The sequence below is a fragment of the Enterobacter cloacae complex sp. 2022EL-00788 genome (genome assembly GCF_026627565.1).
Classification (GTDB): domain Bacteria; phylum Pseudomonadota; class Gammaproteobacteria; order Enterobacterales; family Enterobacteriaceae; genus Enterobacter; species Enterobacter pasteurii.
Genome location: NZ_JAPNMC010000004.1, coordinates 69,463 through 86,212, shown reverse-complemented (window position 1 = coordinate 86,212; position 16,750 = coordinate 69,463). Strand labels below are relative to the sequence as shown.

At 58.7% G+C, this 16,750-nt stretch carries 15 protein-coding genes; 8 read left to right on the top strand and 7 right to left on the bottom strand.

The genetic code is table 11. From position 1 onward, the window contains the following. Positions 1-15 precede the first annotated feature (15 nt). Positions 16-1,908: a DNA topoisomerase IV subunit B gene (parE, locus tag OWK27_RS07300; protein ID WP_148418459.1), complete on the top strand. Its 1,893-nt coding sequence runs from the start codon at positions 16-18 to the stop codon at positions 1,906-1,908. A gap of 65 nt (positions 1,909-1,973) precedes the next feature. Here parE and OWK27_RS07295 read toward each other — a convergent pair whose 3' ends face one another. Next, the gene (locus OWK27_RS07295) at positions 1,974-2,813 is read right to left on the bottom strand and encodes an AraC family transcriptional regulator (RefSeq protein ID WP_267590113.1); all 840 of its coding nucleotides are present in this window, start codon (positions 2,811-2,813) and stop codon (positions 1,974-1,976) included. A gap of 166 nt (positions 2,814-2,979) precedes the next feature. Between OWK27_RS07295 and OWK27_RS07290 the strand changes: the two genes are divergently transcribed. The 3 genes from OWK27_RS07290 to OWK27_RS07280 are packed head-to-tail and all read left to right on the top strand — an operon-like array spanning position 2,980 to position 7,307. After that, positions 2,980-4,794 carry a DUF2264 domain-containing protein gene (locus OWK27_RS07290; RefSeq protein WP_267590244.1) on the top strand — a complete coding sequence of 605 codons (1,815 nt, stop codon included), beginning with the start codon at positions 2,980-2,982 and terminating at the stop codon, positions 4,792-4,794. Between the two features lie 32 nt (positions 4,795-4,826). Continuing rightward, positions 4,827-6,092 carry an oligosaccharide MFS transporter gene (locus OWK27_RS07285; protein WP_148418461.1) on the top strand — a complete coding sequence of 422 codons (1,266 nt, stop codon included), beginning with the start codon at positions 4,827-4,829 and terminating at the stop codon, positions 6,090-6,092. A gap of 27 nt (positions 6,093-6,119) precedes the next feature. Further along, positions 6,120-7,307: a glycoside hydrolase family 88 protein gene (locus OWK27_RS07280; RefSeq protein WP_267590112.1), complete on the top strand. Its 1,188-nt coding sequence runs from the start codon at positions 6,120-6,122 to the stop codon at positions 7,305-7,307. Positions 7,308-7,319: 12 nt separating this feature from the next. On the opposite strand, the gene OWK27_RS07275 is transcribed toward OWK27_RS07280, so the two are convergent. From OWK27_RS07275 to qseB, 6 genes are all read right to left on the bottom strand, one after another. Then, on the bottom strand, positions 7,320-7,847 hold the full coding sequence (locus tag OWK27_RS07275) for a hypothetical protein (RefSeq protein ID WP_267590111.1): 528 nt from the start codon (positions 7,845-7,847) through the stop codon (positions 7,320-7,322). A gap of 39 nt (positions 7,848-7,886) precedes the next feature. Further along, positions 7,887-8,327, bottom strand: coding sequence for a peptidoglycan-binding protein LysM (gene lysM / locus OWK27_RS07270; RefSeq protein ID WP_003862507.1), 441 nt, complete (start codon positions 8,325-8,327; stop codon positions 7,887-7,889). Positions 8,328-8,412: 85 nt separating this feature from the next. Beyond that, positions 8,413-8,727: a putative quinol monooxygenase gene (locus OWK27_RS07265; RefSeq protein WP_014885248.1), complete on the bottom strand. Its 315-nt coding sequence runs from the start codon at positions 8,725-8,727 to the stop codon at positions 8,413-8,415. Between the two features lie 30 nt (positions 8,728-8,757). Then, positions 8,758-9,339, bottom strand: coding sequence for an NAD(P)H-dependent oxidoreductase (locus OWK27_RS07260; protein WP_176609479.1), 582 nt, complete (start codon positions 9,337-9,339; stop codon positions 8,758-8,760). A 104-nt stretch (positions 9,340-9,443) separates the two neighbouring features. After that, complete coding sequence (gene qseC, locus OWK27_RS07255; RefSeq protein ID WP_193354984.1) at positions 9,444-10,793, bottom strand: quorum sensing histidine kinase QseC; 1,350 nt, start codon at positions 10,791-10,793, stop codon at positions 9,444-9,446. Continuing rightward, on the bottom strand, positions 10,790-11,449 hold the full coding sequence (gene qseB / locus OWK27_RS07250; RefSeq protein ID WP_148418466.1) for a quorum sensing response regulator transcription factor QseB: 660 nt from the start codon (positions 11,447-11,449) through the stop codon (positions 10,790-10,792). Before qseB ends, qseC begins: the two co-directional genes overlap by 4 nt. A gap of 139 nt (positions 11,450-11,588) precedes the next feature. Here qseB and OWK27_RS07245 point away from each other — a divergent pair, with 139 nt between their 5' ends. The 4 genes from OWK27_RS07245 (at position 11,589) to ftsP (ending at position 16,742) form a co-directional block, all read left to right on the top strand. Next, positions 11,589-11,990, top strand: a complete 402-nt coding sequence (locus OWK27_RS07245) for a YgiW/YdeI family stress tolerance OB fold protein (protein WP_148418467.1) — start codon at positions 11,589-11,591, stop codon at positions 11,988-11,990. 118 nt (positions 11,991-12,108) lie between these two features. Then, positions 12,109-14,367, top strand: a complete 2,259-nt coding sequence (parC, locus tag OWK27_RS07240; protein WP_148418468.1) for a DNA topoisomerase IV subunit A — start codon at positions 12,109-12,111, stop codon at positions 14,365-14,367. 163 nt (positions 14,368-14,530) lie between these two features. Beyond that, a complete protein-coding gene (plsC, locus tag OWK27_RS07235) occupies positions 14,531-15,268 on the top strand; it encodes a 1-acylglycerol-3-phosphate O-acyltransferase (protein ID WP_148418469.1) in 738 nt (245 codons plus the stop codon). 61 nt (positions 15,269-15,329) lie between these two features. Continuing rightward, entirely contained in the window at positions 15,330-16,742 is a 1,413-nt protein-coding gene (gene ftsP / locus OWK27_RS07230; protein ID WP_148418470.1) for a cell division protein FtsP, read from the top strand. The last annotated feature ends 8 nt before the right edge of the window (positions 16,743-16,750 follow it).

The following is a 16,750-nucleotide window of genomic DNA, read 5'->3' as shown; positions in this document are numbered from 1 at the left end:
TTGCTAGCTTAAATCATGACGCAAACCTATAACGCTGATGCCATTGAGGTACTCACCGGGCTTGAGCCGGTTCGCCGCCGCCCGGGGATGTACACCGATACGACGCGCCCAAACCACCTGGGCCAGGAAGTAATTGATAACAGCGTGGACGAAGCGCTGGCAGGCCATGCCAAACGCGTCGACGTTATCCTGCACGCCGATCAGTCGCTGGAGGTCATCGACGACGGCCGCGGCATGCCCGTGGATATCCACCCGGAAGAGGGTGTACCCGCCGTTGAGCTGATCCTCTGCCGTCTGCACGCGGGCGGTAAGTTCTCCAACAAAAACTACCAGTTCTCCGGTGGTTTGCACGGCGTGGGGATCTCCGTGGTTAACGCCCTGTCGAAACGCGTGGAAGTCAACGTCCGCCGCGACGGCCAGGTGTATAACATCGCGTTCGAAAACGGCGAAAAGGTGCAGGAGTTGCAGGTTGTCGGGACGTGCGGCAAACGCAACACCGGCACCAGCGTCCACTTCTGGCCTGACGAAAGCTTCTTCGACAGCCCGCGCTTTTCCGTTTCTCGCCTGACGCACCTGCTGAAAGCCAAAGCGGTGCTGTGCCCGGGCGTGGAAATCACCTTTAAAGATCACGTTAACAACACCGAGCAGAGCTGGCGCTACGAGAAGGGTCTGAACGACTATCTGTGTGAAGCGGTAAACGGCCTGCCGACCCTGCCGGAAAAACCGTTCGTCGGGAATTTCGAAGGCGACACCGAAGCGGTGGACTGGGCGCTGCTGTGGCTGCCTGAAGGCGGCGAGCTGCTGACGGAAAGCTACGTCAACCTGATCCCGACCATGCTCGGCGGTACGCACGTGAACGGCCTGCGTCAGGGGCTGCTGGATGCCATGCGCGAGTTTTGCGAATACCGCAACATTCTGCCGCGCGGCGTGAAGCTGTCTGCAGAAGATATCTGGGACCGCTGCGCCTACGTGCTTTCCGTGAAGATGCAGGATCCGCAGTTTGCCGGTCAGACCAAAGAGCGCCTCTCGTCGCGCCAGTGCGCGGCGTTCGTCTCCGGCGTGGTGAAAGATGCGTTTACCCTGTGGCTGAACCAGAACGTTCAGGCGGCAGAAATGCTGGCTGAAATGGCCATCTCCAGCGCCCAGCGCCGTCTGCGTGCCGCGAAGAAAGTGGTGCGTAAAAAGCTGACCAGCGGCCCCGCGCTGCCGGGCAAGCTGGCGGACTGTACCGCGCAGGATCTCAACCGCACCGAGCTGTTCCTGGTGGAAGGGGACTCGGCGGGCGGATCGGCCAAGCAGGCGCGGGATCGTGAATATCAGGCGATCATGCCGCTCAAGGGTAAGATCCTTAACACCTGGGAAGTCTCGTCTGATGAAGTGCTGGCCTCGCAGGAGGTACACGATATCTCCGTTGCGATCGGCATCGATCCGGACAGCGAGGATCTGAGCCAGCTGCGCTACGGCAAGATCTGTATCCTCGCGGATGCGGACTCCGATGGTCTGCACATCGCCACGCTGCTCTGCGCGCTGTTCGTGAAGCACTTCCGCACCCTGGTGAAAAACGGTCACGTCCACGTGGCGCTTCCGCCGCTGTACCGTATCGACCTCGGCAAAGAGGTTTACTACGCGCTGACGGAAGAAGAGAAAGCGGGCGTGCTGGAGCAGCTTAAGCGCAAAAAGGGCAAACCGAACGTTCAGCGCTTTAAAGGGCTGGGTGAGATGAACCCGATGCAGCTGCGCGAAACGACGCTGGATCCGAATACCCGCCGCCTGGTACAGCTGACCATCAGCGATGAAGATGAACAGCAGACCAACGCCGTAATGGATATGCTGCTGGCCAAGAAACGTTCGGAAGACCGACGTAACTGGCTTCAGGAGAAAGGCGACATGGCGGATATTGAAGCCTGATAAATCGTTTTGCGGATCTGTTTTTGTGCCCGGCGGCGCGACGCCTGCCGGGCCAAAAAAGCAGCTCAGCAAGATGAACGCTTTTTCCGGTACTGCAACGGCGTCTCGCCAATCCCCTTCTTAAACGCGCTGATAAACCACGTCACGTCAGAAAACCCCGTCCGGGATGCAATCTCGCGCACGCTCGCCTCGCTGTGCAGCAGCCACTCGCACGCCTTACGCAGCCGCAGCGTATTCAGGTAGTCGTGGATCTTTTCGCCCGTTTCCGCATGGAACTTTCGCGACACGTAGCTGCGTGATTTTCCCAGCTCCCCGGCCAGCGCATCCAGACGAAATTTCTCCTGATAATGCTCGTCGAGCCAGAACATAACCCGGCTGGCGATCCCCTGGCCGTTGCCCGGCTCGCCCTCGCTATCGTCAGGAAGCATCGCAAACAGGCTGATCAGCAGGCTGGCAATACTCTCGCTGTTCATCGGTGGCCTGTAGCAGCCAAACAGATGATCGATATGGTGATGGCTGTGGGCTAAATCGGCGACCCACGCCTCGCCGCCGCGGCGTGAAAGCCGCTCCAGCCGCTGCCGGGTCTGGGGAAAATCCCGCAGCACTTTCAGCACCGCGTGCCGATCGAGATGCACGATCGTGCGTCGGTAAATCGCCTCCGCCCGTTCGTCCACCATCACCTTATGCAGCGTAAACGGCGGGAAGAAAAACAGCCGTCCGGGGCGCATGGTGTAATGGCGATTATCAACTATCGCCACGCCAAAGCCCTCCTCCACGTAGAGGATCTCCAGACACTGATGCCAGTGGTGGTAGCGCACGGTATTGGCAAACAGGCGGCTGAACGAGGCCACGGTATCGTTCAGGGTGATCGGTTCCAGAAGATCGGATGTCGGCGTGTCGCGCATAGTGCAATAAAACTCAACTTTTTCCCGTCTGACCGTCTTTATAAACCACCTTTTTAAATTTTCTCAACTGGAGGTTTATTCATCGTTCCTGCCTGTGACATGGCTAACATTTCTGCCCCGTACGGATTCACTATGCTTGGCCGCAGTTGATTACGAGGGCATGGCTATGTGCGCGGCAAACAAAGAAAAATCAAATTCGTTGTCTTCCCGCCGGGATGTGGTGGCGTCGTTGAATGCGCTTCTGGAAGCGCTGGATAAACAATTTCCGGCAAACCGTTCACGATTCTCGCTGGGCGATACCTGTGCCCACTACGCAACGGACGTTGCGCAGATGGAGGGGCTCTCCCGTGCCCTGTGGGGGCTGTTTCCGCTGATGGCGTCCGGGGAAAGCACGCCGTTCTGCGAAAAGTACCTAACCGCCATTAAGCTCGGCACCGACCCGCAGAGCGCGGACTACTGGGGGGAAACCGGCCCGTACGACCAGCGCCTGGTCGAGATGGCGGCCTACGGTCTGGGGCTTGCTCTGCTGGGGGATAAGCTCACCGCCCGCTTTACCGGGCGCGAAGTCATGAACCTGCACGCGTGGCTTAACCAAATCACCGACGCGCAGATGCCGGACAGCAACTGGAACTATTTTGCCATTATGGTCCAGCTCGGCTTCCGGCGCGCCGGGCTGCCGTATGACCAGGCCGCCATCGATCGCCGCTTTGCGCTGATGGACGCCTACTACCTCGGCGACGGCTGGTATTCCGACGGCCCGGGCCGCCCGAAAGACTATTACATCTCCATGGCCTTCCACTTCTACGGCCTGATCTACGCCACCCTGAGCGACGACGAGGCGAGGGCCGAGGTGCTGCGCGAGCGCTCGCGTCTGTTCGCGGCAGACTTTATCTACTGGTCCGCCGCCGATGGGGCCTCGGTGCCGTTTGGCCGCAGCCTGACCTACCGCTTCGCGATGGTCGCCTTCTGGAGCGCGGTCGCCTTTTCTCAGCTGGACGTCTTCACGCCGGGTATCGTGAAGGGCATTGTGCTGCGCCATCTGCGCTGGTGGCAGCAGCAGCCGATTACCGATCGTGACGGCATTCTGACCCTGGGATTTGCCTGTCCGAACCTGGCGATGTGCGAGGACTATAACTCCCCCGGCTCGCCGTACTGGGCGCTGAAAACGTACCTGATCCTGGCGCTGCCGGAGACGCATCCGTTCTGGCAGGCCGACGAGCAGCCGCTGCCCGCGCTGGCCGAGAAGCGCGCGATCCCGCACGCGCAGCAGATAATGATGCACTCGAAGGGCTCCCGGCACGTCACCATGCTCACCGCCGGCCAGCTGGAGCTGAACAACTACGTTAATACCGAAGCGAAATACACCAAGTTTGCCTACTCCAGCCGCTTTGGATTCACCATCGAGCGCGGGCGTTTTGGCCTGAAGCATGCCGCCTGCGATTCCATGCTGCTGCTGTCAGAGGGAGATAACTATTTCCGCGGCCGTCGCGAGTGCGAGGCGGTCCGGGTGGATGAAAATTACATTTTCTCGCGCTGGTCGCCGTGGCGCGACGTGCAGATTGCCACCTGGCAAATTCCGTTCGGAGAGTGGCACCTGCGTCTGCACCGTATCAGCAGCGCCCGCACGCTGCAAACCGTGGAGGGCGGCTTTGCGGTGATGAAAACGGACCACCAGCTGCGCGAGCGGGGATGTTATCTGAGTGCAGAAAACGGCAGCAGCGTGATTGTCGATCTCTCTCCCGCCATATCGCGCCAGCCGGACAGCATCGTCACGCCGCCGAACAGCAGCGTGATGTTCCCGGCATGCGCCTCCATTCCGCTCTTAAAAACCGAAATTCCACCAGGCGAGAGCTGGCTCTGTTGCGCCGTCCTGGCCTGCGAAAAACCGTCATCTGCGGCCGCGCCGCAGCTGGACATAGCCCATAACCAGGTCGTCATTTGCGAGCCCGGAAGCGAACGTAAGCTGTCGTTCACATTATAAAAATCTGACCCCTACACGTCGGCGAGGATGTTATGAAAAGTACATCGACAACAAGCAGAACTGAATATTACAAAATAAGCAGCTTTATCTTTCTCTATTTCTTTACCTGGTCCGCCAGTATTGGCCTGCTGGCGATCTGGCTCGGCCAAAAAGCCAATCTTAGCGGGTCGGTGATTGGAACCGTCTTTGCGGTGAACGGGATATTCTCCGTTATTCTCAAACCGATCTACGGCTATATTCTCGATAAAATCGGCATGAGCAAATACCTGCTCTATTTTGTGGTTATCATGTCGGCCCTGATGGCGCCGTTCTTTATTTACGTATACCAGCCGCTGTTAATGTCTAACACCATGCTGGGGATTATTATCGGCGCGCTCTATTTAAGCTTTGCCTGGTATGCGGGCGTGGCGGCGTGTGAATCCTATTCCGACCGCTTCAGCCGCCTGAACGGCATGGAGTTCGGGCAAATTCGCATGTGGGGATCGCTCGGCTGGGCGGTAGCTTCGTCCTTCTCCGGCCTGCTGTTTAACCTCTCACCGGCGTATAACTTTATTCTGGGCAGCGTGGCGTCGGTAGTAATGCTGATTGTCCTGCTGAGCCTGAAAGTGAACACTAACTCCGCTCACGCAGGCGACGTGCTGACGAAAGAGAAAATCGCACCGGCGGACGTGTATGCCCTGCTGCGTAACCGTAAATTCTGGGCCTTCTGCCTGTACGTGGCGGGCGTGGCGTGGATGATGTTTATCGCCGAGCAGCAGTTCTCGCGCTATTTCGTCACCTTCTTCGACGATATTCATGAGGGCAACGCGGTATTTGGCTATCTCGGTACCGTTCAGTCTGGCATGGAATTTGTCATGTATATGGTGGTCCCGCTGTTTGTGAACTTTATTGGCGCCAAGCGCGGGCTGTTAATTGTCGGGCTGGTCGTCGGAGCGCGCCTGATTATTTCCGGCATGTGTGATTCGCACCTGCTGATTTCAGTACTCAAGCCGCTGTACGGCCTGGAAATATGCCTGCTGCTGGTGTCGGTATTTAAATATATCGCCGAGCATTTCGACAAGCGCGTAAATGCGACCATGTATTTACTCGGCTATCAGGCGATGCTGTACGTCGGTAACGTGGTGGTCTCTTCCCCGGCCGGCTATATGTACGACCGCATTGGCTTTGAGCACACCTATATCATCATGGGCGCTACGGCGCTGACCTTTACCCTTATTTCTGCCTTTACGCTATCCGCCTGCCAGAGCAAGTGGCGCGGAGCCCGTGCGCTGAACGTAGCAGAAACGTCAACCCGATAATTACGCCGTCAAAGAAGGAACCGAAATATGTTAAGTCGTATCAAAGAGGAACGTCTGTCCGTTATCGCCGCGCCCGTTGACGCCCGCGCATTCCGCGATGAACTGCATTCGGTGCGCGGCCATGTCCTCGAACTGATTAGCCGTCATTTAACGGCGTTCGGTGAGCGGTTTCCGGCAGAAACCTGCCAGCAAGGCTTTTATCCGCTGACGGACAACGTGGAGTGGACCACCAGCTTCTGGACCGGCCAGCTGTGGCTGGCGTGGGAGATGAGCGGCGATACAAGATTCCGCGAGATGGCGGAAAAACACGTCCGCTCGTTTGGTCTGCGCATCGCCGGGCGCAACGACACTAACACCCACGATTTAGGCTTCCTGTATACGCTCTCCTGCGTGGCAGCCTGGCGGCTGACCGGTAGCCGCGAGGCGCGCGGCTTCTCGCTGCTGGCGGCCGAAGCGCTGCTGGAGCGCTTCCATGAGAAGGCGAAGATCATCCAGGCGTGGGGCGATCTCTCGGATCCGGAACAGGCCGGGAGGATGATCATCGACTGCAACATGAACCTGCCGCTGCTCTACTGGGCGACGGAGCAGACGGGCGATCCGCGGTTCGCTGCAGCGGCAAAAGCGCACGTGATGCAGGCGGCGAAGTACCTCATTCGTGACGATGCGTCCACGTTCCACACGTACTATATGGACGTATCGACCGGCGCGCCGCGCTACGGCAACACCCAGCAGGGATATGCGGATGATTCCTGCTGGTCGCGCGGGCAGGCGTGGGGAATTTACGGCTTCCTGCTGAGCTATATCTATACCGGCGACGAGACGATGATTGCCCTGTCCAAACGGCTGGCGAACTACTTCCTTAACCGCCTGCCGGAAGATTACGTCTGCCACTGGGATCTGGCGCTGGTGGGCACTGATGCGCTGCGCGGTTCCTCCTCGGCGGCAATTGCGGTGTGCGGACTGCTGGAGCTGGTGAAGCACCTGCCGGTTACGGATCCGGACCGGGAGCATTATCTGGAGTGGGCCAAAGGCATTATGTCATCGCTGACGAAGCACTACCTGATGGGCAAAGAGGAGAAGGGCAACGGGCTGTTGAAGCACTCGGTCTATCATCTGGCGAGCAACAAAGGCGTGGATGAGTGCGCAAGCTGGGGAGATTACTTCTACGTTGAGGCGCTGGTGCGTTTTACCCAGAGCTGGAAGCTGTACTGGTAACAGGCCGGGGCGTCACCATCCCATGACCTCTTTAATGACGCGCCGGTAGGGGGTGTCGAGCTGTGCCGGTACGCGGCGCATGTAGTCCTTCGCATGGCTGCGCGCCTGTCCGCTGAGGCTGTCGAGATAAGCGATAGCCTCTTCCACGGCAGGAATGCGGCCTTCCTGTGCGGCGCTTCTCGGCGGCAGGCCGGTCCAGATGAGCGCCTCGATTCCTCGCTCCCTCGCCCATGACGACAGCACACCCGCGCTGCGTTCGGTTATCAGCAGCGAGCCGATACCATCGCAGCGATCGTCAGGAATGCCCTCCCGCTCGCGCAGGGCCTCAGAGGCCACGCTCAGCGTTGTGGCGTCCAGCCATACCCAAAGCACCGGTACGGCGGGAGCATTCATGCAGATGGCGGTCGCCAGTTCGCCGCCATCGCTTACGCGGCAAAACTCGACGGGCAGCAACGGCCCGTCGGTGTGCCACTCACCGGCAATCGGTAACGCGCCGCTTTTCCAGATTAACGAACCCCAGCCTAGACAGGCTATTTTCATTCTGTTCCCCTGCGCGACGTGAACCAGTAGCCTCAGACGTTACGCCTTAGGAATACGCAGCGTCTGGCCGGGATAGATTTTATCCGGGCTGGAGAGCATCGGGCGGTTAGCCTCGAAAATCTTGTTGTACTGGTTGGCATCGCCGTACACGGTTTTGGAGATGGCGCTCAGGGTATCGCCGGATTTCACCGTGTAGTAGGTAGCTTCATCTTTGGCATCCGTGGCGGTGATGTTGTTCTCCACCTCGCTGACGCCTGCGATGTTGCCGACGGCAACCTGGATTTTTTCTTTCTGCTCCTGGGTCAGCCCGTCGCCCGTCACGCTGGCTTTGCCGTCGGTGACGTTTACCTGAACCTTGTCTGAACCGGGAATGTTGAGTTTCTTGAGGTGCTCGGTGATTTTATCGCTCTGGCCTTTATGATCGGTCAGGTTATCCCACAGCTTTTCGCCTGCTTCTTTTACGAAGTTAAAAAGTCCCATTCCATCCTCCTGTTAATCATGAAGTCAGAATAAGCATAGCAGGTCAGAGAGATTTCCCTCTCCGAAAGGAGAGGGAAGGCAGGTTTTACACCCCTTGCTCCAGAATACGGATGTGGGTGTCCAGCACGTCACCCTTCACCGCGTCGCTCCACGCTTTCATGTGCGCGGTCTGCAAATGGGCTTCAAGGTGGGCGACGGTTTCCCACTGCTCAACCATGATGATTGAGTCTGGCGCGGTCGCCTGGAAGCTTGCGTCAGTCGCGGCATCCACCATCGGCGCGTAGCCGTGGCAGCCTTCTTCCTTCAGAACGGTCGGGATAATCTTCGCGAATTGATCCAGCACCGCCTGGCGGTGATGTTGGCCAGGACGCGTACGGATTTCAGCAATAACGGTAAGCATAATTAACTCCTTCTAATTCCAGGCTACCAGTTAAGCAAAAATTTCCGCGAGATGCTTGCGATATTCTGCGATATAGCGCGGGACGTCCGGCATTTTAATCACGTCGTTGACGATGAAGGTCGGCAGCGGGTCCATGCCCAGGAACTGGTTAGCCTTGTGGAACGGCAGATACGCGCCGTCTACGCCCACGCCTTCGAAGAACTGATCGTTCTCGGTGAACGCTTCCAGAGGGGCGTTCCAGGTGAGGGAGAGCATATATTTTTTGCCCTGAATCAGGCCGCCCGAGCCGTATTTTTTAGACGCGTCGGAGCGGGTGCGGCCATCGCTGGCATACAGCGAACCGTGACCTTCGGTAAACACATCGTCCATGTATTTTTTCACGGTCCACGGTGCGCCCATCCACCAGCCCGGCATCTGCCAGATCACCACGTCGGCCCACAGGAAGTTCTGCACTTCGGCCTTCACGTCGTAGTCGCTGTCCGCGCGCACGACCTTAACATCATGCCCGGCGTCGCGCAGGAAACCGTCCGCGACCTCGGTCAGGGTGTCATTCAGCTGGCCTTTAGAGTGCGCAAATTCTTTTGCGCCGTTGATAATCAGAATGTTGCTCATTATTTGTCCTCGATGCTGAGAGTATGCCGGGTATTCTACGCGCGAGGACGGAGCGGAAAAATGAGCAAAATGTGCAAAGTCTTTTGCGTTAAGCGCAATAATCCCTACCAGCTAACGGCCACCTCAAAGCCGCCTTCCGGGGCGTTGCCAAGCGAAACGCGCATCCCGTGTAACGCCGCGATGCGCTTAACGATGGATAACCCCAGCCCGCTACCGGTGGCGTCCTGACCCGGCGGGCGATAAAAACGCTCGCCGATGCGCGCCAGCGCATCAGGAGAAATTCCCGCCCCGTTGTCGCGTACGGTAAAGCCCTGGGTATTCAGCGTTACGTCCACCACGCTGCCGCGCGGGCTGTAACGCACGGCGTTGTCCAGCAGGTTGCGCACCAGCAGGCTAAGCAGCAGCGGCTGCCCGTGGCGCATAACGTCCGGCGCGTTGACGTTAAGCCGAATATCAATGCCCGCCTGCTGCGCCGGATGCCAGATATCGAGCACCGCGGATTGCAGTAAATCAGCCATCACAACGGGCTCTGCGTCATCCAGGTTATCCAGCGAATCCAGGCGCGACAGGGTGAGAAGCTGATCCACCAGCCGGGAGGCGCGGTCGATGCCCGCATGCAGCTGCCCCAGCGCTTTCGACTGCGCCTCGGGATCGTCGAGAGAAAGCTGCGCCACGTCGGTTTGCACCTTCAGTGCGGCCAGCGGGCTGCGCAGTTCGTGGGCGGCATCCGAGGTGAAGCGGCGCTCGCGGGCCATCATCTCCTGCGTACGGGCAAACAGATGGTTAAGCGCATCGAGCAGCGGGCGAACCTCCGTCGGCACGCCGCGCGTGGGCAGCGTATCGGTAGCATCCGGCGAACGCGAGCGCAGGGTTTGCGCCAGGTTTTTCAGCGGCTTCAGCTCCCGGCTCAGCAGGACAATCAGCAACAGCAGCATGACGGGCAGCGCCACCAGCCATGGCGTCAGCTGCGAGCTGACCACGTCCAGCGCCATATCCTGCCGGTACTCCCACTCCTGGCCGACCACCACGCGGTATTTTCCGTCCGGTGAGGTGAGCCACAGAAAACGCCACGTGTCGTTATCATCCTGCAGCCGGCCGTCATCAAATCCATCGCGGCGGTAGTGATAAGGAATGTCGCGCCCGTTCTCACCGTCGTTAAGCACCATGTGGCCGTCGGCGGTGAAGATCGCAAAGGCCAGCGCATCGTCGTCGAGATGACCGTGTCGGGCTTTTTTCGGCACCTCGCGCATGCGTTCCGGCGCGCGGAGCTCGTCCACGTCCATCGTCAGCAGCCGTTTGGCAAACAGCATCTGCTGGGTATCAAACAGCTTATCCAGCTTTTCAGCGGTTTGATGCCAGGCCACCACGCTTGCAGCAAACCAGGCCGCCAGGGAAAGCAGCAAAAAGAGGAGCGTCAGGCGCAGCTTCAGGCTCAGGCGTTCGGTCAGTTTCATGCGTCACCCAGGGTATAACCGATGCCGTGCACGGTGCGGATAAACTCGCTGCCGAGCTTGCGGCGTAAATGATGTACGTGGACTTCGACGGCGTTGCTGGAGACCTCATCGTCCCAGCTGTAGAGCTTCTCTTCGATGGCCCTGCGCGGCAGCACGCGGCCCGCGTTGCGCATCAGCAGCTCCAGCAGGGCGAACTCTTTCGGCTTAAGCACCAGCGTTTCGCCATCCAGCCTGGCGACGAGGCTTGTCGGATCGAGCGTAACCCTGCCGTGACGCAGCTCGCTGCGCGTCTGGCCGTGGCTGCGGCGAACCAGCGCCTCGAGCCGGGCCGCCACCTCAATCAGCGCGAACGGCTTACACAGGTAATCGTCCGCCCCCAGGCGTAAACCTTCGACCCGCTGGTTCAGCGCGTCCCGCGCCGTCAGGATCAGGACCGGTTCGCTGCGCCCGCTTTCGCGCCAGGCGCGCAGGACGGCAAGCCCGTCGATTTCCGGCAGCGTCAGATCCAGCACCACCGCATCATACGGTGCGCTATACAGGGCTGCCTGTCCGGTTTTACCGTCGCTGAACCAGTCCACGCTAAAGCCCATTTTGCTTAAGCCTGCTTTAATGCCGTCGCCAATTAGCCTGTCGTCTTCTACCAGTAAAATGCGCATATTCCCTCCCTGATGCCGTCAGTAAACCCTCCGCAGGCGCGCGCTGTACAGTAAAAATAAATAAATTTTTCCCTTAAGAAGTTGTTAAGGTTTACCCTGTTTAATGGATTGTGAAACGACATTAAAGGGAGATATTAATATGAAAAAATACGCTGCACTTGCCGCTATCATGATGATGACCACTGCCCCTGTATTTGCTGCACAGGGTGGCTTTAGTGGCCCATCTGCGACACAGAACCAGACGCAAACCCAGCAGGGTGGCTTTGTCGATAACAACGCCAACCTTACCACCGCGGCTAAAGTTAAGGATATGAAGGACGACAGCTGGGTGAAGCTGCGCGGTAACATTACCGAGCGCCTGTCCGATGACCGTTACACCTTCCGCGATGAAAGCGGTACGGTGGTGGTTGAGATTGACCACAAGAACTGGAACGGCGTGACCGTAACGCCTCAGGATAAGGTTGAACTCCAGGGTAAAATCGACAAAGACTGGAACGAGTTTGAAATCGACGTGAAGCAGGTTATCAAGCTGAACAAATAACCCATAAAGGGCCGCCGATGCGGCCCTTTTTCTTTGTGACTCAACTCGCCAGATGAGGTAGTATCTGCGGCAATATTGCCTGAAACCCATCGGTTTCTGAGTTGAGGAATCACACGTAATGAGCGATATGGCAGAGCGCCTCGCGCTACATGAATTCACGGAAAACGCTTACCTGAACTACTCCATGTACGTCATCATGGACAGGGCGTTGCCGTTTATCGGGGATGGCCTGAAGCCCGTTCAGCGCCGCATCGTCTATGCGATGTCCGAGCTGGGGCTGAACGCCACCGCCAAGTTTAAGAAGTCCGCCCGTACCGTCGGTGACGTGCTGGGTAAATACCATCCGCACGGCGACAGCGCCTGCTATGAAGCGATGGTGCTGATGGCGCAGCCGTTCTCTTACCGTTATCCGCTGGTGGACGGTCAGGGGAACTGGGGGGCACCGGACGATCCGAAATCCTTCGCGGCGATGCGTTATACCGAATCCCGTCTGTCTAAATATGCCGAAGTGCTGCTGGGCGAGCTGGGGCAGGGCACGGTCGACTGGGTACCTAACTTTGACGGCACCCTGCAGGAGCCGAAAATGCTGCCTGCGCGTCTGCCGAACATCCTGCTGAACGGGACGACCGGTATTGCCGTCGGCATGGCGACGGACATCCCGCCGCACAACCTGCGTGAAGTGGCGAAAGCCGCCATCACCCTGATTGAACAGCCGAAAACCTCGCTGGACGAGCTGCTGGATATCGTGCAGGGGCCGGACTACCCGACCGAAGCCGAGATCATCACCTCGCGCGCTGAAATCCGCAAAATCTACCAGAACGGTCGCGGCTCCGTGCGCATGCGCGCGGTGTGGACCAAAGAGGACGGCGCCGTAGTGATCACCGCGCTGCCGCACCAGGTCTCCGGCGCGAAGGTGCTGGAGCAGATCGCCTCCCAGATGCGCAATAAAAAGCTGCCGATGGTGGACGACCTGCGCGACGAATCGGACCACGAGAACCCGACCCGTCTGGTGATTGTGCCGCGCTCCAACCGCGTGGACATGGAGCAGGTGATGAACCACCTGTTCGCCACCACCGATCTGGAAAAAAGCTACCGCATCAACCTGAACATGATTGGTCTGGACGGTCGTCCGGCGGTGAAAAACCTGCTGGAGATCCTCACCGAATGGCTGGCCTTCCGCCGCGATACGGTGCGCCGTCGTCTGAACCATCGTCTGGAGAAGGTGCTGAAGCGCCTGCATATCCTCGAAGGTTTGCTGGTGGCGTTCCTCAATATCGATGAAGTGATCGAAATCATCCGTACCGAGGACGAGCCGAAGCCCGCGCTGATGTCGCGCTTTGGTATCAGTGAAACCCAGGCCGAAGCGATCCTCGAACTGAAGCTGCGCCATCTCGCTAAGCTGGAAGAGATGAAGATCCGCGGCGAGCAGAACGAGCTTGAAAAAGAGCGCGATCAGCTGCAGGCGATCCTCGCGTCCGAGCGCAAGATGAACACCCTGCTGAAGAAAGAGCTGCAGGCCGATGCCGACGCCTTTGGCGACGACCGTCGCTCTCCGCTGCACGAGCGCGAAGAGGCGAAGGCGATGAACGAGCACGACATGCTGCCGTCCGAGCCGGTGACCATTGTTCTTTCCCAGAGCGGCTGGGTGCGTAGCGCCAAGGGCCACGATATCGACGCGCCGGGCCTGAGCTATAAATCCGGCGACAGCTTCAAGGCGGCGGTGAAGGGCAAGAGCAACCAGCCGGTGGCGTTTATCGACTCCACGGGCCGCAGCTACGCCATCGATCCGATCACGCTGCCGTCCGCGCGCGGCCAGGGCGAACCGCTGACCGGCAAGCTGACGCTGCCGCCGGGCGCCACGGTTGACCATATGCTGATGGAGGCCGACGAACAAAAACTGCTGATGGCTTCTGACGCGGGCTATGGCTTTATCTGTACCTTTAACGATCTGGTGTCGCGCAACCGGGCCGGTAAAGCGCTGATCAGCCTGCCTGATAACGCGCACGTTATGCCGCCGCTGATCATTGAGGACGAAAGCGACATGCTGCTGGCGATCACCGCAGCCGGACGTATGCTGATGTTCCCGGTCAGCGATCTGCCGGAGCTGTCGAAAGGGAAGGGCAACAAGATAATCAGCATCCCGTCAGCGGAAGCGGCAAAAGGCGAAGATGGCCTGGCGCATCTCTTCCTGCTGCCGCCGCAGAGCACGCTGACCATTCATGTCGGCAAGCGTAAGATCAAACTGCGTCCGGAAGAGCTGCAGAAGGTGGTTGGCGAGCGCGGACGACGCGGCTCGCTGATGCGCGGCCTGCAGCGAATCGACCGCGTGGAGATCGACTCACCGGCGCGCAGCGCGGCGGGTGACAGCGAAGAGTAACCTGTTTTCTCCCCCTCTGTTCCGGAGGGGGCATTTCCATAAAATTTCCCGTAAAAACGTTGTTAATTCGTGCGTTGCGATTAACAATACGCGCTCGTAATAAAGTCCTTACCTGGCCACAGGTGAAGTATAATTGTCAGCTGTCAGGGCTTCAGAGGTCGCTATGCTATACATTGTTCGTCTCATTCTTACCGTTATCTACTGCATTCTGGTCTGCATTTTCGGATCTATTTACTGCCTGTTCAGCCCGCGTAATCCAAAGCATGTCGCGACGTTTGGCCACATGTTTGGTCGCCTGGCCCCGCTGTTTGGCCTGAAGGTTGAAAAGCGTCTGCCTGAAGGGGCGGAAAATTTCGGTAACGCCATCTATATCGCTAACCATCAGAACAACTACGATATGGTGACGGCCTCAAATATTGTTCTCCCGCCGACCGTGACCGTCGGGAAAAAGAGCCTGCTGTGGATCCCGTTTTTTGGCCAGCTGTACTGGTTAACCGGTAACCTGCTGATCGACCGTAATAACCGCGCAAAAGCGCATGGCACTATTGCGGAAGTCGTGGATCAGTTTAAAAAGCGTCGGATCTCAATCTGGATGTTCCCGGAAGGGACGCGCAGCCGCGGGCGCGGCCTGCTGCCGTTTAAGACCGGTGCGTTTCATGCGGCAATTGCGGCGGGTGTTCCAATTATTCCCGTGTGCGTTTCCAATACATCGAATAAGATTAATCTTAACCGCCTGAAGAACGGACTGGTGATTGTCGAAATGCTGCCGCCGGTGGATACCACCAAATACGGTAAAGACCAGGTGCGCGAGCTGGCCACGCACTGCCGCGAGCTGATGGCTCAGCATATTGCGCAGCTCGACAAAGAAGTTGCAGAGCGAGAAGCCGCCGGTAAGATTTAACCCGGCGTTGTAGAAGGGAAAACGAATTCCCGCGTTGTTAGTCGTTTCAGATGGAGCTTATATGTCACTCAGTCGGCGTCAGTTTATTCAGGCTTCGGGTATCGCCCTTTGTGCGGGTGCGATGCCGCGGACAGCCAGCGCCGCCGGGCAGCAGCAGCCGCTGCCCATTCCGCCGTTGATTGAATCCCGTCGCGGACAGCCGCTGTTCCTCACGCTTCAGCGTAGCCACTGGTCCTTTACCCAGGGAACGCGCGCGCCGGTATGGGGCATTAACGGGCGCTACCTTGGACCGACCATTCGCGTGTGGACTGGCGATGACGTTAAGCTGATTTACAGCAACCGTACGACTGAAAATGTTGCTATGACCGTCAGCGGGCTTCAGGTGCCGGGGCCGCTGATTGGCGGCGCGGCGCGCATGATGTCGCCGAATGCTGACTGGGCGCCTGTTCTGCCTATCCGTCAGAGCGCCGCGACCCTGTGGTATCACGCCAATACGCCGAACCGTACCGCCCAGCAGGTGTATAACGGCCTGGCCGGGATGTGGCTGATTGAAGATGAGGTCAGCAAAACGCTGCCGATCCCGAACCACTACGGTGTCGATGATTTCCCGGTGATTATTCAGGACAAGCGCCTGGATAACTTTGGTACCCCGGAGTACAGCGAGCCGGGCAGCGGCGGCTTTGTGGGCGATACGCTGCTGGTTAACGGCGCGCAAAGCCCGTATGTCGAAGTGTCGCGTGGCTGGGTGCGTCTGCGTCTGCTGAATGCCTCCAACTCTCGCCGCTATCAGCTCCAGATGAGCGACGGCCGTGCGCTGCACGTTATTTCGGGCGATCAGGGGCTGCTGCCTGCGCCGGTGTCGGTTAAACAGCTGTCGCTGGCCCCGGGCGAGCGTCGCGAAATCCTGGTGGATATGACCAACGGGGATGAAGTCTCCGTGACCTGCGGTGAAGCGGCAAGCATTGTCGACCGTATTCGCGGCTTCTTTGAGCCGTCGAGCATTCTGGTCTCGACGCTGGTGCTGACGCTGCGGCCAACCGGCCTGTTGCCGCTGGTCACCGACAGCCTGCCGATGCGCCTGCTGCCGCAGGAGATCGTAACCGGACCGGCGGTGCGCAGCCGCGATATCAGCCTGGGCGACGATCCGGGCATCAACGGCGCGCTGTGGGACGTTAACCGCATTGATATTACCGCTCAGCAGGGAACCTGGGAGCGCTGGACCGTCCGCTCGGACATGCCCCAGTCGTTCCATATTGAAGGTGTGGCATTCCTGATCCGCAACGTGAACGGCGCCATGCCGTTCCCGGAAGACAGGGGCTGGAAAGACACCGTCTGGGTGGATGGGCAGGTTGAGCTGCTTGTTTACTACGGTCAGCCGTCATGGCCGCACTTCCCGTTCCTGTTCCACAGCCAGACGCTGGAGATGATGGACAGGGGATCGGTAGGGCAGATGCTGGTCAATCCGGCGCCGTAAATTTTACC